21 protein-coding genes and 1 pseudogene are annotated in these 24,237 nt (G+C 71.1%); 5 read left to right on the top strand and 17 right to left on the bottom strand.

Annotation, left to right across the window (positions count from 1 at the left end):
• Positions 1 to 161: 161 nt before the first annotated feature.
• Complete coding sequence (locus tag ACZ7FF_RS23035; RefSeq protein ID WP_470814127.1) at positions 162 to 1,625, top strand: cytosine permease; 1,464 nt, start codon at positions 162 to 164, stop codon at positions 1,623 to 1,625.
• A gap of 116 nt (positions 1,626 to 1,741) precedes the next feature.
• The gene (locus tag ACZ7FF_RS23030; protein ID WP_470814126.1) at positions 1,742 to 2,710 is read left to right on the top strand and encodes an LLM class flavin-dependent oxidoreductase; all 969 of its coding nucleotides are present in this window, start codon (positions 1,742 to 1,744) and stop codon (positions 2,708 to 2,710) included.
• Positions 2,711 to 2,828: 118 nt separating this feature from the next.
• Here ACZ7FF_RS23030 and ACZ7FF_RS23025 read toward each other — a convergent pair whose 3' ends face one another.
• From ACZ7FF_RS23025 to ACZ7FF_RS23010, 4 genes are all read right to left on the bottom strand, one after another.
• A complete protein-coding gene (locus tag ACZ7FF_RS23025) occupies positions 2,829 to 4,247 on the bottom strand; it encodes a sugar porter family MFS transporter (RefSeq protein ID WP_470814125.1) in 1,419 nt (472 codons plus the stop codon).
• A 238-nt stretch (positions 4,248 to 4,485) separates the two neighbouring features.
• A complete protein-coding gene (locus ACZ7FF_RS23020) occupies positions 4,486 to 8,274 on the bottom strand; it encodes an AAA family ATPase (RefSeq protein WP_470814124.1) in 3,789 nt (1,262 codons plus the stop codon).
• Between the two features lie 284 nt (positions 8,275 to 8,558).
• On the bottom strand, positions 8,559 to 8,762 hold the full coding sequence (locus tag ACZ7FF_RS23015) for a hypothetical protein (RefSeq protein ID WP_067004905.1): 204 nt from the start codon (positions 8,760 to 8,762) through the stop codon (positions 8,559 to 8,561).
• A 384-nt stretch (positions 8,763 to 9,146) separates the two neighbouring features.
• Positions 9,147 to 9,428, bottom strand: a complete 282-nt coding sequence (locus tag ACZ7FF_RS23010) for an acylphosphatase (RefSeq protein ID WP_470814123.1) — start codon at positions 9,426 to 9,428, stop codon at positions 9,147 to 9,149.
• A gap of 181 nt (positions 9,429 to 9,609) precedes the next feature.
• On the opposite strand from ACZ7FF_RS23010, the gene ACZ7FF_RS23005 reads away from it, so the two are divergent.
• Positions 9,610 to 10,749 (top strand): CAP domain-containing protein, encoded by a 1,140-nt coding sequence (locus ACZ7FF_RS23005; RefSeq protein ID WP_470814122.1) that lies wholly within the window; start codon positions 9,610 to 9,612, stop codon positions 10,747 to 10,749.
• A gap of 221 nt (positions 10,750 to 10,970) precedes the next feature.
• Here ACZ7FF_RS23005 and ACZ7FF_RS23000 read toward each other — a convergent pair whose 3' ends face one another.
• Both ACZ7FF_RS23000 and ACZ7FF_RS22995 read right to left on the bottom strand, forming a co-directional pair.
• Positions 10,971 to 12,110, bottom strand: coding sequence for an NADAR family protein (locus ACZ7FF_RS23000; protein WP_470814121.1), 1,140 nt, complete (start codon positions 12,108 to 12,110; stop codon positions 10,971 to 10,973).
• A 316-nt stretch (positions 12,111 to 12,426) separates the two neighbouring features.
• On the bottom strand, positions 12,427 to 12,843 hold the full coding sequence (locus ACZ7FF_RS22995) for an ester cyclase (protein ID WP_470814120.1): 417 nt from the start codon (positions 12,841 to 12,843) through the stop codon (positions 12,427 to 12,429).
• Positions 12,844 to 13,552: 709 nt separating this feature from the next.
• On the opposite strand from ACZ7FF_RS22995, the gene ACZ7FF_RS22990 reads away from it, so the two are divergent.
• On the top strand, positions 13,553 to 14,473 hold the full coding sequence (locus ACZ7FF_RS22990; RefSeq protein ID WP_470814119.1) for an undecaprenyl-diphosphate phosphatase: 921 nt from the start codon (positions 13,553 to 13,555) through the stop codon (positions 14,471 to 14,473).
• A gap of 177 nt (positions 14,474 to 14,650) precedes the next feature.
• On the opposite strand, the gene ACZ7FF_RS22985 is transcribed toward ACZ7FF_RS22990, so the two are convergent.
• Positions 14,651 to 15,031, bottom strand: coding sequence for a BlaI/MecI/CopY family transcriptional regulator (locus tag ACZ7FF_RS22985; protein ID WP_470814118.1), 381 nt, complete (start codon positions 15,029 to 15,031; stop codon positions 14,651 to 14,653).
• A gap of 110 nt (positions 15,032 to 15,141) precedes the next feature.
• Positions 15,142 to 15,726, bottom strand: a complete 585-nt coding sequence (locus ACZ7FF_RS22980) for a flavodoxin family protein (RefSeq protein WP_470814117.1) — start codon at positions 15,724 to 15,726, stop codon at positions 15,142 to 15,144.
• A gap of 126 nt (positions 15,727 to 15,852) precedes the next feature.
• Between ACZ7FF_RS22980 and ACZ7FF_RS22975 the strand changes: the two genes are divergently transcribed.
• Positions 15,853 to 16,257: a winged helix-turn-helix transcriptional regulator gene (locus tag ACZ7FF_RS22975; RefSeq protein ID WP_470814116.1), complete on the top strand. Its 405-nt coding sequence runs from the start codon at positions 15,853 to 15,855 to the stop codon at positions 16,255 to 16,257.
• Between the two features lie 12 nt (positions 16,258 to 16,269).
• Here ACZ7FF_RS22975 and ACZ7FF_RS22970 read toward each other — a convergent pair whose 3' ends face one another.
• The 9 genes and pseudogenes from ACZ7FF_RS22970 to recG form a co-directional block, all read right to left on the bottom strand.
• A complete protein-coding gene (locus ACZ7FF_RS22970; protein WP_470814115.1) occupies positions 16,270 to 16,689 on the bottom strand; it encodes a DUF6924 domain-containing protein in 420 nt (139 codons plus the stop codon).
• Between the two features lie 13 nt (positions 16,690 to 16,702).
• A complete protein-coding gene (gene mutM / locus ACZ7FF_RS22965; protein ID WP_470814114.1) occupies positions 16,703 to 17,575 on the bottom strand; it encodes a bifunctional DNA-formamidopyrimidine glycosylase/DNA-(apurinic or apyrimidinic site) lyase in 873 nt (290 codons plus the stop codon).
• 82 nt (positions 17,576 to 17,657) lie between these two features.
• Positions 17,658 to 18,494: a ribonuclease III gene (rnc, locus tag ACZ7FF_RS22960; protein ID WP_470814113.1), complete on the bottom strand. Its 837-nt coding sequence runs from the start codon at positions 18,492 to 18,494 to the stop codon at positions 17,658 to 17,660.
• 8 nt (positions 18,495 to 18,502) lie between these two features.
• Positions 18,503 to 18,676: a 50S ribosomal protein L32 gene (gene rpmF / locus ACZ7FF_RS22955; protein ID WP_003951102.1), complete on the bottom strand. Its 174-nt coding sequence runs from the start codon at positions 18,674 to 18,676 to the stop codon at positions 18,503 to 18,505.
• A 2-nt stretch (positions 18,677 to 18,678) separates the two neighbouring features.
• Positions 18,679 to 19,332 carry a YceD family protein gene (locus ACZ7FF_RS22950; protein WP_470814112.1) on the bottom strand — a complete coding sequence of 218 codons (654 nt, stop codon included), beginning with the start codon at positions 19,330 to 19,332 and terminating at the stop codon, positions 18,679 to 18,681.
• A 132-nt stretch (positions 19,333 to 19,464) separates the two neighbouring features.
• The gene (locus ACZ7FF_RS22945) at positions 19,465 to 20,583 is read right to left on the bottom strand and encodes an ATP synthase F0 subunit B (RefSeq protein ID WP_470814111.1); all 1,119 of its coding nucleotides are present in this window, start codon (positions 20,581 to 20,583) and stop codon (positions 19,465 to 19,467) included.
• 57 nt (positions 20,584 to 20,640) lie between these two features.
• Positions 20,641 to 21,120 (bottom strand): pantetheine-phosphate adenylyltransferase, encoded by a 480-nt coding sequence (gene coaD, locus ACZ7FF_RS22940; RefSeq protein ID WP_470814217.1) that lies wholly within the window; start codon positions 21,118 to 21,120, stop codon positions 20,641 to 20,643.
• A 26-nt stretch (positions 21,121 to 21,146) separates the two neighbouring features.
• Positions 21,147 to 21,746: pseudogene (gene rsmD, locus ACZ7FF_RS22935) on the bottom strand (16S rRNA (guanine(966)-N(2))-methyltransferase RsmD); the annotation flags it as partial.
• Positions 21,747 to 21,841: 95 nt separating this feature from the next.
• The gene (gene recG, locus ACZ7FF_RS22930; RefSeq protein ID WP_470814110.1) at positions 21,842 to 24,061 is read right to left on the bottom strand and encodes an ATP-dependent DNA helicase RecG; all 2,220 of its coding nucleotides are present in this window, start codon (positions 24,059 to 24,061) and stop codon (positions 21,842 to 21,844) included.
• Positions 24,062 to 24,237 lie beyond the last annotated feature (176 nt).

Below are 24,237 nucleotides of genomic sequence, written 5' to 3'. Positions count from 1 at the left end.
GTATCGGCCATGGGGTGCGCCGTAACCCGACTTGTGGCTTCCTCTGAGAGACAAACGCCACTTAAAGCAAGGAGTCGGAGCAAAGTACGATGGTGGGGGCTCCGTCAACGCGCGTAGAGTCCGACCGTCCCCCTTCCCCCCACCTCTAGGCACCTTCCTCCATGAGCAAAACCGTCGAGACCGAAGGCGCTCTCGAGACCCGCGGCATCGAGCAGGTCCCGGACCACGAGCGCACCGGCAAGACCCGTGAGCTGTTCCCCACCTGGGTCGGCGCCAACATCAGCGTGCTGCTGCTGACCATGGGCGCGAGCCTCGTCGTGGCGTACCACCTGAACATCTGGCAGGCGCTCGTCGTCGCGGTGGCGGCTCCGGTCGTGTCGTACGGACTGGTCGGGCTGATCGGCATCGCGGGCAAGCGGGGCGGGGCGCCCGGCATGGCGCTGTCCCGCGCGGTCTTCGGGCAGCGCGGCAACCTGCTGCCCGGCTCGCTGATCTGGGTGGCCCGCTGGGGCTGGGAGACGATCAACGCGGTCACCGGCGCCTACGCGATGCTCACCATCCTGGACATCGTGTGCGGCATCAAGGCCAACAGCGTGCTGGACATCGTGACGCTGCTGGTGTTCGTCGTGGCGACCTTCGCGATCTCCGGGCTCGGCATCAACGCCGTGCAGAAGTGCAACAAGTACGCGACCTACCTCTTCGGCGTCTTCTCCGTGCTGGTGCTCGGCTACCTGGTGGCGAACACCGACTGGTCCAGGGTGATGCACCACAGCGCCGGCTCCACCGCCGCGGTGATCACCGGTATCGGCATGATCGCGGCCGGCGGTGTCAGCTGGATCCCGACCGCGCCGGACTTCACCCGCTACCTGCCGCGCACGGCCTCGTCGAAGGCGATCGTGGGCACGGCGGTGGGCGGTGCCGGCGTCGTCGTACTGCCGATGGTGCTCATGGGCGCGGTGATGGCGGTGTCCACGCCGGACCTGGCCTCGGCCACCGACCCGGTCTCCTTCCTCGGCGAGATCCTGCCGACGTGGATCGCGGTGCCGTACCTGTTCATCGCGCTGATCGGCATGCTGCTGATCAACTCGATGTCGATGTACTCGGCGGGCTTCACCGCGCAGACCCTCGGCTTCAAGGTGCCGCGGCACTGGGCGGTGTCCGTCAACGCCGTGATCTCACTGGCCTTCGGCGGCGTGCTGATGCTGGTGGCGACGAGCTTCATGGGCTCGTTCATCGCCTTCCTCTCCCTGCTGGCGGTCGCCTTCTCCGCGTGGGTCGGCGTGTTCGGCGCGGACATGCTGCGCCGCACCGAGTACGACGGCCGGGCCATGGCCGACACCACGCGCACCAGCGCCTACTGGTACAAGGGCGGCTTCTCCCCCGCGGCCGTGGCCGCCTGGGCGATCGGTCTGCTGTCGGGCCTGATGTTCACCACCTCGGACTGGTTCACCGGCCCGCTCGCGAAGAACAACGTCGTCGGCGAGTACGGCCTCGGCTGGGTCGCCACGATCGTGATCTCCGGCGTGCTGTACCTGGTCCTGCCGAAGCCGGCGGTGGCCGCCCCGGCGCGGGCCGAGGAGTCCGCCGGGGAGCCGGCGAAGGAGCGGGCGACCGCCGCCGTCTGACCGGGTCCGCGGGCACGGGTTCCGCCGTCCGGCGAGCCCACCGCCACCTCATGGCCATCTGACGCTCCGTCAGCTATCGTCCCCCTCCACCGCATCGCACCGGAGGGGGACTTCCCATGCCCGTCACGGTCGTACGTTTCAACCTCGTCGCGCCCGGCGCCGCCCCCGCCGCCCTCTCCGCCCGCTACCGGGCCGCCCTGGAGATGGCCGCGTACGCGGACCGGCACGGGATCGGCACCGTGCAGACCGAGGAGCACCACGGCGCGGAGAACAACTGGCTGCCCTCGCCGTTCGCCTTCGCGGGCGCGGTGTTCGGCGCGACCACCCGGATCGCCGTGACCGTGTCGGCGGTGATCGGCCCGCTGCACGATCCGCTCCGGCTGGCCGAGGAGATCGCCGTGCTGGACCTGCTCAGCGGCGGGCGGCTGGTGACGGTGGCCGGCATCGGTTACCGGCCCGAGGAGTACGCGCTGTTCGGCGTGGACTTCAAGCGCCGCGGCCGGCTCCAGGACGAACTGCTGGAGACGCTGCTCCAGGCGTGGACCGGCGAGGAGTTCAGCTACCGGGGCCGCAGGGTACGGCTGACCCCGCGTCCGTACACCGACCCGCACCCCCTGCTGCTGGTCGGCGGGTCCTCCAGGGCGGCCGCCCGGCGGGCCGCCCGGCTCGGGCTGCCGTTCTTCCCGAGCGCGCACCTGCCGGAGCTGGAGGCGTACTACAAGGAGAAGCTCACCGAGTACGGCACCGAGGGCTGGGCGATGATGCCGGAGGCGGAGACGCCCCTGCTGCACCTCGCCGAGGACCCGGACCGGGCCTGGGCGGTGTACGGCGAGCACTTCCTGCACGAGGCGCGGACGTACGCCTCCTGGCAGTCGGGGCAGATCCGCTCGGCGGTGAGGTCGGCGGCCACGACGGTCGAGGAGCTGCGCGCGGAGGGTGTGTACCGGATCCTGACGCCGCAGGAGTGCCTGGCGCAGGAGCCCGCCACGCTGGTCCTGCACCCGCTGGCGGGCGGCATGCCCGTGGAGGAGGGCTGGCGCAGCCTGCGGCTGTTCGCCGAGGAGGTGCTCCCCCGCCTCGGGTGACCGGCGCGGTACGACAGACCCGCCCCCCGGGCCGGGCAGTGGCCGGGCCGGGGGGCGGGGAGGTACGAGGAGAGGGGCAGCGGGGACTTGGCCCTTCTCCCCGAGTCCGGGGGCCGGATCAGCCCATCTCCTCCAGCGCCTTGCCCTTCGTCTCCTTGACGAACTTCAGGACGAACGGGATGGAGAGCACCGCGAAGAAGGTGTAGATGATGTACGTGCCGGACAGGTTCCAGCTGGCCAGCGACGGGAAGCTCGCGGTGATGGCCCAGTTGGCGATCCACTGCGCGGAGGCGGCCACGCCCAGGGCGGCGGCGCGGATCCTGTTCGGGAACATCTCGCCGAGGAAGACCCAGACCACCACGCCCCACGACAGGGCGAAGAAGAGGACGAACACGTGGGCGGCGACCAGGGCGACCCAGCCCTGCGTGGCGGGGAGCTTGCCGTCGACCAGGTGGTACGAGAACGCCCAGGCCTCCAGGGCCAGGCCGACGGCCATGCCGACCGAGCCGATGAGGGCGAGCGGCTTGCGGCCGATGCGGTCCACGAAGATCATCGCGATCACGGTGCCGATGATGTTGATGATCGACGTCGTGAAGGAGTAGAAGAACGACTGCGTCGGGTCGACACCGACCGACTGCCACAGCGTCGAGGAGTAGTAGAACGCGACGTTGATGCCGACGAACTGCTGGAAGACCGACAGGCCGATACCGATCCAGACGATCGGCTTGAAGAAGAAGCTGCCGCCGAGCAGGTCCTTGAACGTGGACTTGTGCTCGCGCTTCATCGCGTGCTCGATCTCGGTGACGCGCGCGTCCAGGTCGACGCCCTTGCCCTCGACCTCGGCGAGGATCTCCTTGGCGCGGTCCCGCTTGCCGACGGAGAGCAGGAAGCGCGGGGACTCCGGGATCGCGAAGGAGAGCATGCCGTACAGGACGGCCGGGATCACCATGACGCCGAGCATGACCTGCCAGGCCTCGAGGCCCATCAGCTGCCCGCGCTGGTTGCCGCCGGCCGCGTTGAGCAGGCCCCAGTTGACCAGCTGGGAGATGGCGATGCCGATGACGATCGCGGCCTGCTGGAAGGAGCCGAGGCGGCCGCGGTAGGCGGGCGGGGCGACCTCGGCGATGTACGCCGGGCCGATGACCGACGCCATGCCGATGGCGAAGCCGCCGATGATGCGCCAGAAGGCGAGGTCCCACAGCGCGAAGGGCAGCGCGGAGCCGACGGCGCTGATGGTGAAGAGGACGGAGGCGATCTGCATGCACCGGATGCGGCCGATGCGGTCGGCTATGCGGCCGGCCGTCGCGGCGCCGATGGCACAGCCGATCAGGGCGATGGCGATGACCTGGGCGAGGGCCGCGGGGCCGATGTCGTACCGGCTGCGGATGGCCTCGACGGCGCCGTTGATGACGGAGCTGTCGTAGCCGAAGAGGAAGCCGCCCATGGCGGCAGCCGCCGCGATGAAGATGACGTGCCCGAGATGTTCGGGATGAGCCGTACTGGCTCCTGGCTGGGGCGCCTGCGCTGTGCTGGTCACGTGAATCTCCTCGGGCCACGGCAACGCTGCCGGGTGGGGGGTAAGCCCTTCCAGGTCTCCAGTGGCGCATACGTACACGCCACTTACACCTGAAGGTAAAAGCAACGTTGCAGAGACTATGCCTTCAAGTTTCGAAGTCAATAGGTCAACAGCTGTGAGTTTGGAGATAGGACAGCCTCCCCCGTGTTCAAGAAGTGAACACCGAGTGAGGGAACCTCCTAGTGGATCTTCAATGGCCTCAACGAAGGCGCTGCGAGATGACCTTCGACACACCGTCGCCCTGCATCGAGACGCCGTACAGCGCGTCGGCGACCTCCATTGTGCGCTTCTGGTGCGTGATCACGATCAGCTGGGAAGCCTCCTGCAACTCCTGCATGATCCTGATCAGCCGCTGGAGGTTGGTGTCGTCCAGCGCCGCCTCGACCTCGTCCATGACGTAGAAGGGGCTCGGCCTCGCCTTGAAGATCGACACCAGCAGCGCCACCGCGGTCAGCGAGCGCTCGCCGCCGGAGAGCAGGGAGAGCCGCTTGACCTTCTTGCCCGGCGGGCGCGCCTCGACGTCCACGCCCGTGGTGAGCATGTTGTCGGGGTCGGTGAGGACGAGCCGTCCCTCGCCGCCCGGGAACAGGCGGCTGAAGACACCCTCGAACTCCCGGGCCGTGTCCCGGTAGGCCTCGGTGAAGACCTGCTCGACACGCTCGTCGACCTCCTTCACCACCTGCAGCAGGTCGGCGCGCGTCTTCTTCAGGTCCTCCAGCTGCTCGCTGAGGAACTTGTGCCGCTCCTCCAGCGCCGCGAACTCCTCCAGCGCCAGCGGATTGACCTTGCCCAGCTGCTGGTACGCCCGCTCGGCGGCCTTGAGCCGCTTCTCCTGCTCCGCCCGCCCGAACGGCCGCGGCTGGTTCCGGGGGTGCTCGGGATCCTCCGGCAGCACCTCGCCGTCGGCGGGGGGCGAGGGCGGCACGGGCTGGTGCGGGCCGTACTCCGCCACCAGTCCCGCCGGCTCGACACCCAGCTCCTCCAGCGCCTTGGTCTCCAGCTGCTCGATCCGCAGCCGTTTCTCGGCGCCGAGTACCTCGCCACGATGAACCGAATCCGTCAACTTGTCGAGCTCGGACTTCAGTTCGCGTCCGGTGCCGCGCGCGGCGGCCAGTTCCTGCTCGCGCCGTGCCTTGGCGGCCTCCGCGGCGGCCCGCTCCCGCTCGGCGCGGGTGAGGGAGACCTCCACGTGGGCGAGCAGCTGCCGGGCGCCGGAGGCGACGGCCTCCGCGACGGCCGCCTCGTGCCGCAGCCGGGCCCGGCGCTGCTCGGCACGCGCGCGTGCCTCGCGTTCCGCGCGGGCGGCCCGGTCGAGCGAGTCGGCGCGTCCGGCCAGGCCCTTGACCCGCTCCTCGTGGGTACGGACCTGGAGCCGGGCCTCCATCTCGGTCTGGCGGGCGTTGGCGCCGTCGGCGGCGAGCCGGTCCCGCACCGAGGTGTCCGGCTCCTCCTCCACCGGCATCTCCTCGGCGACGGCCAGCCGTTCCGCCAGCTCCTCGGCCTCCCGCACGGCCTTCTCCAGCGCCTCCTGGGCGCGGGCGGCAGCGGCGGCGGAGCGCTCGGCCTCGCCCGCGGCCCCGCGGGCCTGGCCGGCGAGCCGCCCGAGCTGCTGGGCCACGGCCGACTTCTCCCGGTCGGCGGCCCGGCGCCGCTCCCCCAGTTCCTCCACGAGCGCGGCCGTCTCCGTGCGCCGCCCGGCCGCGGTCCGCTGCTCCTCGGCCAGCTCCTCGCAGCGCACCGCCAGCTCCGCGAGCTCGGCGGCGGCCTCGTCCACGGAGGCCTGCACCTCCAGCAGGCTGGGCGCCCCGGCGGAGCCGCCCTGTGCGAAGTGGGCACCGAGCAGGTCGCCCTCGGCGGTCACCGCCGTCAGCTCCGGGTGCGCGTCGACCAGGTCCTCGGCGTCCTCCAGCGTGCCGACGACGACGATCCCGCGCAGCAGCCGGCGCACGGCGGGCATCAGCTCGGCGGGGGCCCGGACGAGGCGCTCCGCGGGGAGGGGGGTGCCTTCGGGGTCGCCGTTCCCTGCGGTCGCTCGGGGCGCCGTCGCGGGGGCGGTCGCCTCGGGGGCCGTGGGGGGTTGGCGGTCGTCTGCCGGTGCGTCGTGGCTGGTCGCGCCGTTCCCCGCGCCCCCTTGGGGCGCCGTCGCGGTGGCCGTCGCGTCAGGGGCCGGGACGGGCCGGCGGTCGTCTGCCGGTGCATCGTGGCCGGGCGCACCGTTCCCCGCGGCCTCTTGGGGTGCCTCTGCGAGGTCGGCTTGCGTGGGGGCGAAGGTGTGCGCCAGGAGGAGGGCCGCTCGGCCGCCGTCCTGTTTGCGCAGGAGGCGGAGGGCGTCGGCGGCGGCGGCCGGGGTGGAGACGGCGACGGCGTCCGCCGCCGCGCCGAAGGCCGCGGCGAGGGGGACCTCGTACCCGGGTGCCACCGTGAGCAGTTCCGCCGCGGGACCCAGCACTCCGGCCAGCCGATCCCGTGCACCCAGGAGTATTCCGGTGCCGTCCTTGCGCCTGAGGCCCAGCGCCAGCGCCTCCCGGCGGGCCTGGGTCGCGGCGCGCTTGCGCTCGGCCGACGTGAGGGCCTCCCGGGCGGCGGACAGCGCGGCCTCCGCCTCCGCGAGCCGGCGCTTGGCGGCCTCGTGCTGCTCGGCGAGCTCGGCGTCGCCGGCGTCGAGGCCGTCGACCTCGGCCTGCAGGGTCTGGTACTCCTCCTGGGCGCACACCGCGCGCTCCTGGGCCTCGTCCCGGGCCGTGGCGAGCCGGTCGATCTCGGCCTGGGCGGAGGCGGCGCGCGAGCGGGCCGCGTTGACCTGCCCGGAGAGACGGGCCAGCCCCTCGCGGCGGTCGGCGATGGCGCGGGCCACGTCCTTGAGCCGGCGTTCCTCGGCGGCCAGCTCCCGCTCCAGTTCGGCGCGGTGGGCGACGGTGTCGTCCAGGGCGTGCTGGGCCGCCTCCAGCGCGGCCTCCAGCTCGGCCTCCTGCTCGCGGACCCGGGCGGCCTCGCGCTCCAGGTCCTCGGGGTCGCGGCCCCGGCGTTCCTCGGGCGGCGCGGAGGTAGCGCTCTTCACCCGGGCGTCGGCCAGCGAGACGGTGCCGCGCACCCGCTCGGCGAGCTGGGACAGCTCGTACCAGGTCTGCTGGGCGCGCTGGAGGCGCGGGGTGAGCCGCCGGACCTCGTCCTCCAGCAGGCCCTCGCGCTGGAGCGCCTTCTTCAGCTCCTGCTCGGCGGTCTCCTTGCGCTCCTTCAGAGCGGCCTCGTCGGCGATCTCGGTCTTCAGTGCCTCGCGCATGCGTACGAGGTCGTCGGCGAGCAGTCGCAGGCGGGCGTCGCGCAGGTCCGCCTGGATGACGGCGGCCCTTCTCGCCACCGCCGCCTGGCGGCCCAGCGGCTTCAGCTGGCGGCGCAGCTCGTCGGTCAGGTCCTGCACGCGCGCGAGGTTGGCCTGCATCGCATCCAGTTTCCTGAGCGCCTTCTCCTTGCGCTTGCGGTGCTTGAGGACACCGGCCGCCTCCTCGATGAAGGCGCGGCGGCCCATCGGGTCGGCGTGCAGGACGGAGTCGAGCTGGCCCTGCCCGACGATGACGTGCATCTCGCGGCCGATGCCGGAGTCGGAGAGGAGGTCCTGGATGTCCAGGAGGCGGCAGGTGTCGCCGTTGATCTGGTACTCGCTGCCGCCGTTGCGGAACATGATCCGCGTGATGGTGACCTCGGCGTACTCGATGGGCAGTGCGCCGTCGGAGTTGTCGATGGTCAGGGACACCTCGGCGCGGCCCAGCGGCGGACGCCCCGTGGTGCCGGCGAAGATGACGTCCTCCATCTTGCCGCCGCGCAGCGACTTGGCGCCCTGCTCGCCCATGACCCAGCTGAGCGCGTCCACGACATTGGACTTGCCCGAGCCGTTCGGTCCGACGACACACGTGATGCCCGGTTCGAACCGGAGCGTGGTCGCGGAGGCGAACGACTTGAAGCCGCGCAGGGTCAGGGCCTTGAGGTGCACGCCGGTGGACTCTACCGGGCGCCGCTATCTCACTCCACGAACACTCGCAACCCCACGGTTTCGCCATTGAACATGCAGGGCACACCAGACGTTAAAGAAAGTGAAAGGATGCGCGGGGGAAAGAAAGAAGGGACGCCGAAGCGTCCCTTGCAACTCTGACGACTGGGTTCCAGCCGTCCGATCAACTGAGCGGGTTGATACGGGCAGCCCAAACGCTGCTTCTGCTGTCGTGGAGCGATGATGCAGCGATCAGGTGAGCGCAGGCTCCGCCTGGTGTGCGTCGATCAGGTGAGCGCAGGCTCCGCCTGGTGTGCGTCGATGCTCTCCATGATCCTGTCCTGAGAGGCGGCAGCCGTCAGCGCGTCGTTCTCCGCCTGGATCCGTCCGAGCTCGGACTCCAGGTCCTGTACGCGCTGCTGCAGCCGTCGCATCTCGGCGAGGAGTCGAGGGTCGGAGCCGCCGACGTAACCGAGAAGCGCCTTTGCCATGATGGATGGTCCTCCACACTGAGTGACCGACCGATGCGGTGTGGGTCGTGAGGGATTCGCACCCGCGGTGCTTGGCACATCCGAGTGTTGCTCTGCTCTTGCTCCATGCCAAACAGCTAAGGTGCGCGGGGCTTTCAGCGTCTCACCAAAAAGTTTGACGGTCAACACGATCACGCCCTGTATTGGCGGCCGAACCGGGGCGCGCGGCCGGAGAAGCGGCGGCGCTGCGAGTCGTCCGGTGGCCCTCGGGGCGTGGCGATCAGCTGTACCAGCGGAGCCTGCCACGCCACGTCGTTCTTGGCAACCACCAGGTCGTTTCTGCTTTCCGCATGTGCCCTTGGCAGCCGCCCGCGCGCCGGCCTGCGGGACTTTACAGAAACCGGCTCACCGGATGGCGAAGCCGTCGTACCCCCCGCGGGGTGTGTCCCAGATCTCCGTGACACCGTCCACGTGTCCGGGCGTGTCGTCGCCCTGGAGCCAGTCGAGCAGCCCCTCGCACCCGTCGCGCGCTCCCTCCGCGACCACCTGGACCCGGCCGTCCGCCAAATTGAGAGCAAAACCACTCAGGCCGCCGATCTCCAGCGCCTTGGCGCGTGTGAACCAGCGGAAACCCACACCTTGGACGCGTCCGCGTACCCAGGCGACCAGTCGAACATCCTCGCTCATGGATGCAACCTAACCGGACGATGTCGCTCGCTTCACTTCCGCCCGCGGCGGCATGCGGTAGCGTCCGCACCCACTGAATCTCAGATGAAACTCACTCGATCGAGTGAGCCGGGTTGGCCAGAGGGAGTCATCGCCCGCGGGTCGCCGGGTCCGTCTCGACGACGAGGGAGAGGGCAGGGAGATGGGACGCCACCGACGCTCCGACGCCGGCCACGCCGCCACGGACCACGACACGGGGGGCACGCCCACGCACCGCTCCGCCTCCGGCGGTCACGAGCCGGAGCGCTGGTCCACCGGCAGGCAGATACCCATGGGCATCGCGCCCTACCTGAACCCCGAGGCCTATGCCGAGGCGAACGCCAAGGCGCGGGCCTATCTTTTTGCCGCGGAGGACGGCCGAGGCGGCCCCGGGGGCGGTTTCGCACCGGACGACGGCCCCTCTCACGGCCGCCGGCGCCGGAGGAAGCCCGCGAAGCCGGTGCGCACGGGCCTGCTGGGAGTGTCCGCGGCGGTCGCCCTGGGCACCGCCGCGGTGGCGACCGGCGCGATACCGGGCCTGCAGAACTACCGGCTCGGCGGCGGCACGCACACCACCGGCGGCGACCAGGTGCAGGCGGGGATCCTGCCCAGCAACACCGCCACCGAGCAGGGCGGCACCTCGGGCAGCGCCGAGTCCCACACCGGCGGCGCCTCGACCAGCCGCGGCGCCGAGCGCACCACGGCCCCCGCCGCCCCGTCGGCGTCCTCCTCGGCACCGGCGTCCGAGTCCGAGTCGGCCTCGCCCACGCCGGCCCCCTCCAAGACGGCCCGGAAGCACACCGCGCCGAAGACCACCCCGTCCAAGCCGGAGACCACCCCGTCCGCCGCCGCGAAGCCCGGCCCGTCACACAGCGCGGCGACCAGGGCGCCGTCGGCCACCTCCGCACCGGCGACGGTGTCGACGCAGGTCGCCGCCGAGGCCGAGGTGCTCAAGCTGGTGAACGAGGAGCGGGCGAAGGCCGGCTGCAGCGCGCTGTCGGCGAGCTCCTCGCTGACCAGGCTGGCCGAGGCGTTCAGCGACGACATGGCCGCGCGGGACTTCTTCGACCACACCGACCCGGACGGCAGAACGCCGTGGGACCGGGCCGCGGCGGCCGGCGTCATCGGCCTCGGCGGCGAGAACATAGCCCGCGGCCAGGCGGACCCGGCGGCCGTGATGGACGCCTGGATGAACAGCCCCGGCCACCGCGCCAACATCCTGAACTGCGACTTCAAGACCCTGGGCGTCGGCGTCCACTTCGGCCCGGGCGGACCTTGGTGGACACAGGACTTCGGGTACTGAGCATCCCGCAGGTCAGCGCCCTATGAGGCCGCTTGGGCCGTCAACGGGGCGGTCATCGGTCGCGTGGCGGTGTCGTAGCGCGTGCGTGCCGCTGTTCTGGTGGGAGGGGCGTCTGCGTGGGTCTCTTTGTGGTCGAGGCCCGAGCATGGTCATACGGACAGTGATGCCGTGGTGGCCCATGGGCATGGCGATCCGGGGGGCAGATGGTTCCTGGGGCGTGGCTACCCTCCCTCGGGGACAACCCGGTCTGCCAGGAGTTCAGCGCGGGTGAGTTCGAGCAGGCGACCCACCCAGTTCCGGCCTTCCCGCGGACCGCGGTCGGTCCAGTGCGGTGACTCCGAGATCCCGGTGTAGCTGATTCTGGCGTCGCCCGTGGACAGCAGCACCTCGGCGAGCTCGGGGTGCTGGGTGAACTTCGCGCGCAACAGCGCGGCCATGACGGCGGTGCGGACGAGGACCCACTCGGGCCGCAGCGGGACGCGACCGCCGGCCTCATGGGCTTCGCGAACCGTGGTCGCGTCGCGGATGTGATCGTGGTCGGAGCGGTCGGCCGCCGCCAAGGCCCAGTAGCCGTGCAGCACCGTTGGATATCGCTGGCCTCGGTGGAAGAACGGCGCCGGGAACTCGTTGCGCAAGACGAACAGGTCCAGTCGCTCCGGCGGTTCGTTCGGTGGGTTGAGCCGTTCATTCGACGTGATCGCGGGGATCCCCGTCTCTCGCGAATCATCGGCATACAGCATTCCGTACAGCTCACGGCTTCGTTCCACGCCCCGGTCGCCGGCCTGGAAGTACTCCCTCACCTCGCGGTACATCTCCGCCGTGGCGATCGGGCCGTCGCCGCCCACGGGCTCGCCGAGATCGGTGACCAGCTTTCGCAGGGGGACGTCCTGCAGGTCCATGTCGCCCAGTACATAGACCCGCCGATGCGCCGGAATGGTCAGATACGCCGCCCGGACACCTTGCCGGTTGTCCTCGGTGGGCTCCCGCAGGTAGCGCCGAATCGCCTCCCAGCACCGGTCGGAACTGGTCGGCCGCCCGTTCAGTGACTCGATCTCGTCCTGTACCTCCCCTACGAAGCCCTCGTCCGTCAACGGTTCCGGATAGCGGGCGGACCACCGGGGGCCCTCCCTGGTCGGCGCCGGGGCCGGGCGTTCAGGGTCCCTGAGGGCGATCGATCCGGACGTCAGCCTCTCCCGGAGCCCCCGCAGATCCATCTCGTCCACGCAGTGAATCGCGCCGTCGGCATAGACGAAGAGATCAGCCAGGCAGTAGCCCGCGTACGACTTGGTCCACACGTGGCACCACGCCCCGTCGATCCGTTCCCCGTCCACCAAGCGATACGTCGGCCTCGTCCATGCCATCCGCGCAGCGTAGCCCGATCGATCTTCAGCCCAGACGGGCGGACCGCCGTATGGTGCGAGGATCGCCGAATCCGGGCAGCGTCCCCTCCTCTTCCTCCTCGCCTGACCAGGTCGAACACTCGACGACAACCCAGCCGATCGGCCGAGGAGAGGGAATGCGGGGGCTCATGAGTGGCGGATCCTGACGGCGGAAGACGACGGCAACGGAACCGTACGCATGGGGACATCGGCGGTAGCAGGGGGACGGGCCGGTCCTTCACCTGCTCGGCAACTGAGGCGCCCCCGGGTCAGCGCGCCCCTGCGCCCCGTGCCCGGGTCAGCCGTCGGCGAGGCCGAGCTGGCGCAACATGCCGAGTTCGTCGCTGCTGCCCCAGCGTTCGACGAGTTTGCCGTCGCCGTCGAAGCGGCTGATCTGCATGCCCCGGTAGCTCACCCTCTTGCCGGTCGCCGGCTGCCCCATCAGCGGTCCGAGATGCGTCCCGGTGATGGTGTAGGCGAAGGCCAACTCGTCGTCGGTCGCCACCAGATGCTCGACCTCGATGTTGAGGTCGGGAAAGGCCTCCCGGTACTCCCCGAACATGGCCTTGAACCCGTCGGGCCCGGGCCCCTGTCCCGGGGCGGGATCGTGGTCGACGGAGTCGGGGGCGACGATCGTGTCGAGGGCATCGAGGTCGCCCGTGACGACGGCCTCTCCGAAAGCGGTCTGAGCGGCGATGTTCGTCTTCTGAGACATGGGCACTCCCCGGGCGCAGGGCACCGGCCCGTCCGTCGGCCGCGAAGTCCACACACCTACGCCGTAAGGCGACCGTACACCGGCCGCGGGGCCCGGGCATGTCTGCGCGAGGGGCCTGGGAGCAGCGGCTTTCCGCCGGGGGCCTCGGTCCGCGCCCGATCGGGGCGGGTCATGTCACACCCCGTCCCGTTCGCCGTGCCGTCCGGCCCCGGCCCCGGCCCCGGCCCCGGCCGGGGCGAAACGCCGACCATCGGCAGGGAGCACTAAGAAGTCGGCAGGCCATCGTACGAAGTCGGCAGGCCGTCGTACCAGGACCGCCCCCACCGCCTTGTACGTGCTGAAGTGGCGGGCCGCGGCCGGCGCGGGCCGATCCTCCTCCTCGGTGTCCTGGACCCCTTCGGCGAAGTCCGCCGCCCAGGAGGGGACTTGGTTCGTCCGGTTGACAACGGCCGTGGCGCCCGGCCCACTTGCCGGTCCGTTCGGCGCGGTCCGCCAACACCGCGTCGCCACATGCCGGTTCGGCCGGACTTCACCGTGGACGCGCTCCGCACGGCGGCCGCGCAGCACTTCGGGGCCGCCGGCGGATGTCCTTGCCCGGTGAAGTCCGCGGGGCTGCGGGGTGAACACCTCGGACGCGGCCCATCATCTTTTACAAGATGTAGTAGCTTCTTGGCAGCCTCACTTCTGCATCCCGAGCCAAAGGCCATCCATGTCCGTCCTGACCTACCCCGAAGCCATAGGCGTCGGCCTGCTGCAAGGCGTCACCGAGCTGTTCCCGGTCTCCAGCCTCGGGCACAGCATCCTGATACCCGCCCTCCTGGGCGGACACTGGAAGCACGACCTGGACGTCTCGGCCGACGGATCCCTCTACCTCAACGAACTGGTGGGCCTCCACCTGGCCACCGCACTGGCACTGGTCGTCTTCTTCTGGCGCGACTGGGTCAGGGTGGTCCGCGGACTGGGCACGTCCATCACGCAGCGCCGCATCCAGACCGTGGACCAGCGGCTCGCCTGGCTGATCGTCACGGCCTGCATCCCCGTCGGCGTCGCCGGTGTAGCGCTCGACAAGGTCTTCCGCACGACGCTCGGGCGGCCCGTTCCGACCGCGATCTTCCTGGCCCTCAACGGCATCGTCCTCTTCGTCACCGAACAGCTGCGGCGCGGCGGCACCGGCCGCAGGCGCGCGGAGGACGCCGTCACCCCGGACGAGGAGCAACTGAGCCCGGACGAGCTGTCCGACCTGCGGATCACTCGGATGACCATGCGCCAGGCCGCGACGATCGGGGCGGCGCAGATCCTCGCCCTGCTCCCGGGCATCAGCCGCTCCGGCTCGACCATCAGCGCCGGCATCTTCAAGGGCCTCAACCACGAGGACTCCGCCCGGTTCGCGTTCCTGCTCGCCACCCCGGTGATCGGCGGGGCCGCGCTGCTCAAGCTGCCGCCGCTCCTCGGCTCCGAGGGCAACGGCCTGCGCGGACCCCTGCTGGCGGGCAGCGTCGCCGCCTTCATCGCGGCCTACCTCGCCACCCGCTACCTCGTCCGGTACTTCGAGAACCGAACCCTGATCCCGTTCGCCGTCTACTGCACCCTGGCCGGACTCGGCAGCCTGGCCTACTTCACCCTCGCCTGACCGGGAGCCGGCCCCCCGGACGGCAGGGCCGTCGGCCGAGCGGTCACGCCAGGGTGCGGCGGCCCCGCTGCCGGTGTCCGGCGGGCCGCCGGCTCCGCACGACGGGCGGGGACGGAGACGAGGTGCCGGACGGGCCGACGGCGTCCGGGCGCGCGCCGGCGGCGGCCGGGGCAGGTCTCATCCCCGGTCGGGAGCGTCTGCGTGCAGCAGCCGCTCCAGCAGCCGCTCGTCCTCCGCCGACAGGTCCGAGACGAACCGGGCCAGCACGGCCGCGCGGTCCCCGCCCTCGTCGAGCAGCGAGTGCATCCCCGCCGCCGCGACTCCGGCCTGATCGTCCACCGGGGCGTACACATGGCTGCGCCCCTGCCGCCGCCGGGTCACCATCCCCTTGTCGCACAGCCGCGTCAGGATCGTCAGCACCGTCGTGTACGCCGCACCGTCGACCCGTTCCTGGACCACGGCCGCGGCCACCGGGGCGCCGGCCGCCCACAGCGCGGCCAGCACCTCGGCTTCCAGCTCGCCCCGCGCACGCCGCCGGCCGTCCTTGCCGTCCACCACCTGGCACCTCCCTCGCTGCTCCGGCCAGGTCGCCCACGGACGCTCAAACTACTACGAGACGTAGAGGATCGGCCATGTCGATCTCGGGCGGCGCCGGGCACGGCCGGACCCTACGCCGCGGCGCGGCCCCGGGCGAACGTCCTCGCCGTCTCGGTCACCCGGCGGCCCAGGTGCTCGGCCGTGGCGACGTCCGCCTTGTGCACGCCCTCGGGACCCTGGTCGTTGTGGGTCTGGGCGGCGGCGCCGGCGAAGAAGCCGAGCCGGTTGAGGTCGTACTCCGAGGCGGCGGTGGTGTTCCAGCCCGGGTGCAGGCCGAGGTTGACCCAGTGCATGCCGTGCTGGGCGGCGAGGATCTGGAAGAACTGCAGGGTGTGCAGCTTGTCACCGCTCTTGGAGCCGGAGTTGGTGAAGCCGGCGGCCAGCTTGTCCTGCCAGTCCAGGCCGAACCAGCGCTTGGAGGTGGCCTCGGCGAAGACGTGGAAGGCGCCGGAGGCGGTGCCCATGTAGGTGGGCGAACCGAAGACGATCGCGTCGGAGCGGTCCAGCGTCTCCCACTGCTCCTCGGTGATCTCGTCGACCTTGACCAGGTGCACCTCGGCACCCGCCTCCGCGGCACCGGCACGGACGGCCTCGGCGAGGACGGCGGTGTGGCCGTATCCGGAGTGGTAGGCGATGGAAACGACGGGGGAAGTCATGGGTACTCCTCGGAAAGGCGGCTCGGAACCCGGAAGGGCAGCTCGGAAGCAATAACCACAGGAAAGCACTAACTTCTGGTTAGTGCAACCTGGTGGTTAGCGCTGTGCACGCGTACTCTTGCGGTCATGAGCGCCCGCACTGAGGACCACACCGAGGCCCACGAGGACCTCGCCTACGACGTCTTCGCCAAGGCCTGCCCGTCACGGGGGACGCTGGAGCACGTCACGGGCCGCTGGGGCGGACTGACGCTGGGCGCGCTGCACGAGGGCTCGCTGCGCTTCAACGAGCTGCGCCGCCGCGTGGACGGGGTGAGCGAGAAGATGCTCTCCCAGACCCTGCAGTCCCTGGAGCGGGACGGCCTGGTGCACCGCGAGGCACAGCCGACGAACCCGCCCCGCGTGGACTACGAACTGACCCCGCTCGGCCGCGAGGTCGCCGGACGGCTGCTGGCGCTCATCCACTGCGTGGAAGGGTCGATGGACGAGGTGCTGGCGGCCCGCGAGGCGTACGACACCAGGGAACCGGCCTAGGCCGGGCGGCCGTCAGTCGTCGCCGAAGCCCCGGTAGGTGCCGGAGGCGTCGACGGAGTCCGCGAACTCGGCGAAGTCCATGTTCGCTATGCCGAGGTTGACGGAGATGTCGGAGAACCACCGGGGCGGGACCCGGAAGCTCCGGCCGGGCTCGTCGGCGAGGTCGACGGCCAGGAGCCGGTGCTCGGCGTCCGCCATGGTGGCCTCGTCCGCGAGGAACACGTAGAAGACCTTCTCGTCGTCGTCCGCGGCGGCGTCCTCGTCGACCAGCGCCTGGACGCTCACCCCGGCGAACCGGGGATCGCTCAGGAGGATCGCCGTGGAGTACTCCTCCGACGACTCGATCTGCGTGCACAGCCGCTCCCAGACCGAGTCGTCGGAGAAGTCGGTGCGCAGGACGAGCGAGAACTCGTCCTGTCCGGGCAGCGCCATACGGGTGTTCCTCTCAGCTCTGGCCGGTGACGCGGAGCCGCGGCGGGCGCTGGCACGTCGGGCAGAAGTAGCTGGAACGGTTCATCCAGGGACGGCGGCGAACGGGGGTGCCGCAGCGGCGGCAGGGCTCGCCCTCCCGACCGTAGGCGTCGAGCGAGCGGTCGAAGTAGCCCGACTCGCCGTTGACGTTGACGTACAGGCTGTCGAAGCTGGTGCCGCCGACGGACAGGGCCGCGTTCATCACGTCCCGCACATGGCCGAGGAGCCCGGCGGTGACCGGGCGGGTGAAGCCGGCGGTCGGGCGCTCGTAGTGGATGCGGGCGCGCCAGAGCGCCTCGTCCGCGTAGATGTTGCCGACCCCGCTGATCAGCGACTGGTCCAGCAGGGCCCGTTTGATGGTGGTGCGCTTGCGGCGCAGCGCCTGGTGGAAGGCGTCGTCGTCGAACAGCGGATCGAGCGGGTCGCGGGCGATGTGCGCGATGACGTCGGGCAGGCCGTCGGGGGTGTTGTCGTGCAACGACAGCCCGCCGAAGGTGCGCTGGTCGACGAAGCGGAGTTCGGTGCCGAGGCCGTCGGCGAACCGGATCCGGATGCGCAGGTGCTTCTCGTCCGGCGCCTCGTGCGGCTGCACCAGCAGCTGCCCGCTCATGCCGAGGTGCGCGAGGACCGACTGGTTGGTCTCCTCCAGCGGCAGCCACAGGTACTTGCCGCGCCGGCTGGGGGTGCCGATGTGGTGGCCCTTGAGCCGGTGCGCGAAGTCGTCGGGGCCGGCCACGTGCCGGCGCACGGCGCGCGGGTGCAGCACCTCGGTCTCGGCGACGGTGCGGTGGGCGACCCACCGTGCGAGGCCGCGCCGGACGACCTCGACCTCGGGCAACTCGGGCATCGCGACCCCCGTACGGTCCGGTGGAGGAGCCGAACGCCCGCCCGGAGTACGGACTCCGGGCGGGCGCTTCGGTCGTGCTTCGTCAGGCGGTGGCGGACGACGTGTCGTCGTTCCGCGCGGCTTCCTCGGCGGCCGCCTCGGCCGCCTTGGCGCGCTCGTCCGCGGCGGCCCGGATGGACCGCCAGGCGGACTCGGCGGCCTGCTGCTCCGCCTCTTTCTTGCTGCGGCCGGTGCCGGTGCCGTACGAGACGCCTCCGACGCGGGCGGCAGCAGTGAAGGTCTTCTCGTGGTCGGGGCCGGTCTCCGTGACCAGGTACTCGGGCACGCCGAGTCCCTCGATCGCGGTCAGCTCCTGCAGGGACGTCTTCCAGTCCAGGCCCGCGCCCAGATTGGAGGACTTCTCGATCAGCGGGTCGAACAGGCGGTGCACCAGTTCGGAGGCCGCGTCGAGGCCCTGGTCGAGATAGACCGCGCCGATCACCGCTTCGAGGGTGTCGGCGAGAATGGACGCCTTGTCCCGGCCGCCCGTGCCCTCTTCACCACGGCCGAGCCGGATGAAGGCGCCCAGGTCGAGGCCGCGGCCCACCTCCGCCAGCGCACGAGAGTTGACCACCGCGGCCCGCAGCTTGGCCAGTTGGCCTTCGGGCAGGTCGGGGTGGGTGCGGTACAGCGTGTCCGTGACGACGAGGCCGAGCACGGAGTCCCCGAGGAACTCCAGCCGCTCGTTCGTCGGCAGACCGCCGTTCTCGTACGCGTAGGAACGGTGGGTCAGCGCGCGCACCAGAAGGGCGGACTCGACGTGATAGCCGAGCCGCCCTTCCAGAAGCGTGTGGGACGAGGCCTGATGGTCCGCCTTCTTCTTGGCGGGTGCGTCCGCGGCGTCTTCCGCCTTCTTGGGACTGGACACAGTGCCTCTCACCAGCCCGCTCAGACTTCGAGGACCTGGCGCTTGTTGTAGGTGCCGCAAGACGGGCACGCGATGTGCTGCTGCTTGGGCTCGTGGCAGCGCTCGCACGCAACCAGGGTGGGGACCGCAGCCTTCCACTGCGACCGGCGGTGGCGCGTGTTGCTGCGCGACATCTTCCGCTTCGGAACAGCCACGGCTACTTCTCCTGCTTCTCGTCGGCGCGTGCTGACTGAGGCGCGCCGCCGCTCATCTCGTCCTTCTCGCCGTCCGTCGTGGATCCGGCGAGTCCCTGCAAAGCCGCCCAACGAATGTCGACGGCGTCGTGGTGGTGGTCCGGGTCGTCCGCGAGCCGCACTCCGCATTCGGAGCACAGACCCGGGCAGTCTTCCTGGCACACCGGCTGCATCGGCAGTGCGAGCACCACCGCATCGCGCAGCACGGGCTCGAGGTCGATCAGACCGTCCTCGACAAGGAGCCTGTCCTCGTCGTCCTCGGCGTCGTCGCCCGGTTCCGCGATCACGCGGCCCCGGTCGTCGGCGTCAGGGTACGAGAACATCTCCTGGAAGTCCGCATCGAGCTCGAGCTCGACCGGCTCCAGACACCTTACGCACTCCCCCTCGGCGGCGGCACGGGCGGTACCTGTGACAAGCACCCCGTCCATGACCGACTCGAGCCGGAGTTCGAGCTCCATCGGGGCGCCTTGCGGCACTCCGACGACTCCCTGGATCCCTAGATCCCCGGGGGCGTCGATCTCGCGGGTCAGGCGCTGCAGCGCACCAGGACGCCGACCCAGCTCGTGCGTGTCGATCACGAGGGGGTTGCGGTGGTCAAGGCGGGCGTTGGGAGCCATTCCTGCTTTCGATCCACGAACTCGGAGGGACGCCACCCGACGGTGTCCCCGGGCAGCGTCGATCGCGGACGTACGCGCGACCGAAGAGCCAGGATACTGGACCTTTCGCTCAGGACCCAATCGGGCCCCTCGCTACAGACCGCGGCCCTGCTCGTAGGCCCGCAGCTGCTCCGCACTGATCATGCCGGTGTCGAAGAGGCTGGTCTCGTCCAGGGCGTACCCCTGCTGGGGCTGCTGGGCCGCCTGGTGGGCCTGGTGCGGGTCGTAGACGGCCTGCTGGGGGTCGTACGAGCCCTGGTAGTGGGCGCCGTCCGCCTGCGCGAAGCCGGAGGCCGTGGCGTACGGGTCGGCCTGCTGGTAGCCGTACGGGTCCTGCTGCTGGCCGTAGGCGGGCTGCTGCGGGAACGCGCCGTACGGGTCCTGCTGCGGGTCGACGGGGGCGCCTTGCGCCGGGGCGTAGCCGGCGGTGGGCGCGTAGGCCGTCCGCGGGTCGTACGACGGTGCCTGCGGCTGCTCGGCCGGGGCGTCCTGCTCCGCGAGGGCCGCGAGGTCGGCGAGGTAGTCGGCGTCGCTGGAGTGCTGGAAGGTCGTGGCGTCGTCGGCGAGGGCGCCGAGGTCGTCGGTGGCGATACGGCCGTGCAGCTTCTGCCGGCCGCGGCCGACGGCCTCCAGGGTCTTGGCGAGCACCGCCTCGAAGGCGCCCAGCTTGGCGTCCACGTACGCGTCGGCGTTGTGGCGCAGGGTCTCCGGGTCCTGGCTGCGCTCCGGGGCGTCCTCGTCCTCGTAGCCGTTCTCGTCCAGGCCGGGGCCCGTGCCGAGCAGCTTCTCGCGGCCGCGGCCGACGGAGCCGAGGGTCTTGGTGAGGACGACCTCGAAGTTGGCGAGCTTGGAGTCGACGTAGTCGTCGGCCTCGGCGCGGACCTCCTCGGCCTCCTTGCCCGCCTCGGCGAGGATCCGGTCCGCCTCGGCCTGGGAGCGGCGGGCGATCTCGGTGTCGGAGATCAGCGAGCCGCGCTGGGCGTGCGCGTGGTCGATGATCCGCTCGGCCTCCAGCCGGGCCTGCTCCACCATCTGCTCGCGGTCACCGATCAGCTCCTGCGCCTGCGCGAGGGAGCCGGGCAGGGCCTGGCGCACCTCCTCCAGCATCGCGAGCAGCTCGGCGCGGTTGATCACGCACGAGGCCGACATGGGCATGCCCCGGGCGCCGGAGACCGAGGAGACGATCTCGTCGAGCTTCTTCTGCACGTCCACCTGTGCTCGCCACTCTCTACAGCCGGGATGGAGACGGACGGGACGACTGTAGTCCCATCAGCCCTTGCGGAGGCGTTCGTTCAGGACGTCCAGGACCGCCGGCGGCACGAGGTGCGAGACGTCGCCGCCCCAGGCCGCGACCTCCTTGACGAGCGAGGAGGACAGGAAGCTGTACGTGGGGTTGGTCGGCACGAACAGCGTCTCGACGCCGGTGAGGCCGATGTTCATCTGGGCCATCTGCAGCTCGTAGTCGAAGTCGCTGACGGCGCGCAGGCCCTTGACGATCGCGGGGATGTCGCGCTGCTTGCAGAAGTCGACGAGGAGGCCGTGGAAGGCCTCGACCCGGACGTTGGCGTAGTCGGAGGTGACCTCGCGGATCAGCTCGATCCGCTCCTCGATCTCGAACAGGCCCTTCTTGGCCTTGTTGATCATCACCGCGACGTAGACCTCGTCGTACAGACGGGAGGCCCTGGCGATGATGTCGAGATGTCCGTTGGTGATCGGGTCGAACGACCCGGGACAGACGGCGCGGCGCACTAGTGATCCCTCGCTCTCCGGTCCGGTCATCGTGCGTCTTCGCACGTAGAGGCGGCGCGACCGTACCAAAACGTTCCCTCGCCGTAACGACGGGACCGGATCGCCTCGAAGCCGTCCGGCCAGTGGAATTCGCCGCCTCTGGTGCTGCGCTCCACGGTGACGAGGGCGTCCTTCGCGAGCCAGCCCAACGAGCGGAGTGTGAGGAGAATCTCGCGAAGATCGTCGTCCGTGACGGCGTAGGGCGGGTCGAGGAAGACGAGGTCGTACGGCTCCTCGGGGGGCGCCGTCCTGATGACTTGTTCCGCTTTGCCCGCTCTCACCTCGGCACCGGGGAGGCCGAGGTTCTTCACGTTCTCCCGGACGATCCTCGCCGCGCGGGCGTCCGCCTCGACCAGGAGGGTGTGGCCGGCGCCGCGGGAGAGGGCCTCCAGGCCCACGGCTCCCGAGCCGGCGTAGAGGTCGAGGACGCGTTCGCCGTCGAGGGGGCCGCCCAACAGCGACTGCCAGGTGGAGAAGAGGCCTTCGCGCGCGCGGTCGGAGGTGGGCCGGGTTCCGGTGCCCGGGGGTACTGCGAGGCGCCGTCCGCCGGCCCGGCCGGCGATCACGCGGGTCATGTGTGGAGTCCTTCTTCGTGGGCGCTTTCCCGTTCATTGTGGCTGGCCGCGGCCGCGCGGCGGTAGCCGCGTGGTCCATACGGCCCCGGGCCCCCGGCAGGGGCCCCTCATCCCTTCTCCAGGTACTGCTCCCTCTCCTCGTCCAGAAGGGCGTCCAGGGCCGTCTGCAGGCCCGGGAGGCCGGTGAGACCGGGGTCGGCCGCCACCAGGGCCGCCGCCTCCTCGCGCGCCTCCGCGATGACCTCCTCGTCCTCGATGACCGCGAGGACCCGGAGGCTGGAGCGGGCGCCGGACTGGGCCTGGCCGAGGACGTCGCCCTCGCGCCGCTGTTCGAGGTCGATGCGGGAGAGCTCGAAGCCGTCCAGGGTGGCGGCGACCGCGTTCAGGCGCTGGCGGGCGGGGCTCGCCTCGGGCATCTCCGTGACCAGGAGGCAGAGTCCGGGGGCCGAGCCGCGGCCGACCCGGCCGCGCAGCTGGTGGAGCTGGGAGACGCCGAAGCGGTCGGCGTCCATGATGACCATGGCCGTGGCGTTGGGGACGTTGACGCCGACCTCGATGACCGTGGTGGCGACCAGCACGTCGGTCTCGCCCGCCGCGAAGCGGCGCATCACCGCGTCCTTGTCGTCCGGGTGCATCCTGCCGTGCAGGACCTCGACCCGCAGACCCGTGAGGGGGCCCCGGCCCAGCTGCTCGGCCACGTCGAGGACCGCGAGCGGGGGCCGCTTCTCGGCCTCGTCCTCGGGGGACCCCTTGCGGCCGGCCTTCTTGGGGTCGTCCTCCTCGTCCCCGATGCGGGGGCAGACGACGTACGCCTGGTGGCCGTTCGAGACCTCCTCGCGCACGCGCTCCCAGGCGCGGGCGAGGAAGTGGGGCTTGTCGGCGGCCGGGACGACATGGCTGGCGATCGGGGAGCGGCCGGCGGGGAGCTGGTCGAGGACCGAGGTCTCCAGGTCGCCGAAGACGGTCATCGCGACCGTGCGCGGGATCGGGGTGGCCGTCATGACGAGGAGGTGCGGGGGCTGTTTGCCCTTGCCGCGCAGGGCGTCGCGCTGTTCGACGCCGAAGCGGTGCTGTTCGTCGACCACGACCAGGCCGAGGTCGTGGAACTGGACCTTGTCCTCGATCAGGGCGTGTGTGCCGATGACGATGCCGGCCTCGCCGGTGGCCAGGTCGAGCAGGGCCCGGCGGCGGGCCGCCGCGCCCATCGAGCCGGTGAGCAGGACCACCTTGGTGGCGTGCTCGGTGCCGCCCAGCATGCCGCCTTCGGCCAGCTCGCCCATCATCTCGGTGACCGAGCGGTGGTGCTGCTGGGCGAGGACCTCGGTGGGCGCGAGCATGGCCGCCTGCCCGCCGGCGTCCACGACGGCGAGCATGGCGCGCAGGGCCACCATCGTCTTTCCGCTGCCGACCTCGCCCTGCAGGAGGCGGTGCATCGGGTGCTCCTCGGCCAGGTCGTCGAAGATCTCCCTGGAGACCTTCCGCTGGCCCTCGGTGAGGGTGAAGGGCAGCCGGTCGTCGAACGCCGTGAGGAGGCCATCGGGCCTCGGGGCGCGGGGGACCGCCGGGAGCTCGGTGTCGGCGTGCCGGCGGCGGGCCAGGGCCACCTGGAGGACGAACGCCTCGTCCCACTTCAGGCGGGCGCGGGCGTCGGCGATGTCCGCCTTGGTGTGCGGACGGTGGATCTTGAGCAGGGCCTCGGGGAGGGGGAGCAGGCCGCGGCCCTCGCGCAGGGCGGGCGGCAGGGGGTCGAGCGCCTCCTGGGCGGTGGGGAGGACCGTCTGGACCGCCTTGCCGATCTTCCAGGACTCCAGCTTGGCGGTGGCCGGGTAGATGGGGATCAGGGCGCCGGCCCAGGTCTCGACCGCCTCGTCGCCGTCGCCGCGCAGCAACTCGTACGCGGGATGGGCCAGTTGGAGGCGGCGGTTGAAGACGGAGACCCTGCCGGCGAACATCGCGCGCGTGCCCGGCAGCAGGTCCTTGTGCGGCTTGTGCACGCCGTTGCCGAAGAAGACCAGCTGGAGCCGGCCGCTGCCGTCGGTGATCGTGACCTCGAGGCGCTGGCCCTTGCCCCGGGGCGCCTTGGCCGAGGCGAAGCTGTGCAGGCGGGCGTCGGCGACCTGGGCGACCACCGTGACGTGCTCGTCCATGGGGAGGTCGGCGAGGTGGGTGAGCTGGCCGCGCTCCTCGTATCTGCGCGGGTAGTGGTGCAGGAGGTCGCCGACGGTGTGCAGGCCGAGGTGCTCGGCCATCACCTTCGCGGTGGCGGGGCCGAGCACTGACTTCAGTGGCTGTTTCAGTGGTTCTTCCAGTGCGGGCACGAGATCCATTGCACACCACACCACCGACAATGCCGTAGACGCTGCCCTGCGGATTCGTCCCAAGGTGCCGTATTCCTCCGGGAAACCCCTGGTCAGGTGGGCTGTTCCGGCCCTAGGATGGCGCGCTCCGGCCATCCTTCGCGGTCACCGTCTCCACAGCGGGGCCGCCCGACCCCGCGCCGTAC

Source organism: Streptomyces sp. NPDC037126, from assembly GCF_055605965.1.
Note: the sequence above shows the minus strand (reverse complement) of the source record. Positions and strands in the feature narration are given on the sequence as shown.

What these genes read in the sequence shown, in the direction of transcription:
- ACZ7FF_RS22950 (WP_470814112.1), bottom strand. Translation starts at nt 19,332, where the DNA reads ATGGCTCCCAACGCCCGCCTTGACCACCGCAACCCCCTCGTGATCGAC.
- ACZ7FF_RS23030 (WP_470814126.1), top strand. Translation starts at nt 1,742, where the DNA reads ATGCCCGTCACGGTCGTACGTTTCAACCTCGTCGCGCCCGGCGCCGCC.
- ACZ7FF_RS22995 (WP_470814120.1), bottom strand. Translation starts at nt 12,843, where the DNA reads ATGTCTCAGAAGACGAACATCGCCGCTCAGACCGCTTTCGGAGAGGCC.
- ACZ7FF_RS23015 (WP_067004905.1), bottom strand. Translation starts at nt 8,762, where the DNA reads ATGGCAAAGGCGCTTCTCGGTTACGTCGGCGGCTCCGACCCTCGACTC.
- ACZ7FF_RS23010 (WP_470814123.1), bottom strand. Translation starts at nt 9,428, where the DNA reads ATGAGCGAGGATGTTCGACTGGTCGCCTGGGTACGCGGACGCGTCCAA.
- ACZ7FF_RS22975 (WP_470814116.1), top strand. Translation starts at nt 15,853, where the DNA reads ATGAGCGCCCGCACTGAGGACCACACCGAGGCCCACGAGGACCTCGCC.
- ACZ7FF_RS23035 (WP_470814127.1), top strand. Translation starts at nt 162, where the DNA reads ATGAGCAAAACCGTCGAGACCGAAGGCGCTCTCGAGACCCGCGGCATC.
- recG (WP_470814110.1), bottom strand. Translation starts at nt 24,061, where the DNA reads ATGGATCTCGTGCCCGCACTGGAAGAACCACTGAAACAGCCACTGAAG.
- ACZ7FF_RS22990 (WP_470814119.1), top strand. Translation starts at nt 13,553, where the DNA reads ATGTCCGTCCTGACCTACCCCGAAGCCATAGGCGTCGGCCTGCTGCAA.
- mutM (WP_470814114.1), bottom strand. Translation starts at nt 17,575, where the DNA reads ATGCCCGAGTTGCCCGAGGTCGAGGTCGTCCGGCGCGGCCTCGCACGG.
- ACZ7FF_RS22980 (WP_470814117.1), bottom strand. Translation starts at nt 15,726, where the DNA reads ATGACTTCCCCCGTCGTTTCCATCGCCTACCACTCCGGATACGGCCAC.
- ACZ7FF_RS23005 (WP_470814122.1), top strand. Translation starts at nt 9,610, where the DNA reads ATGGGACGCCACCGACGCTCCGACGCCGGCCACGCCGCCACGGACCAC.
- ACZ7FF_RS22970 (WP_470814115.1), bottom strand. Translation starts at nt 16,689, where the DNA reads ATGGCGCTGCCCGGACAGGACGAGTTCTCGCTCGTCCTGCGCACCGAC.
- ACZ7FF_RS23000 (WP_470814121.1), bottom strand. Translation starts at nt 12,110, where the DNA reads ATGGCATGGACGAGGCCGACGTATCGCTTGGTGGACGGGGAACGGATC.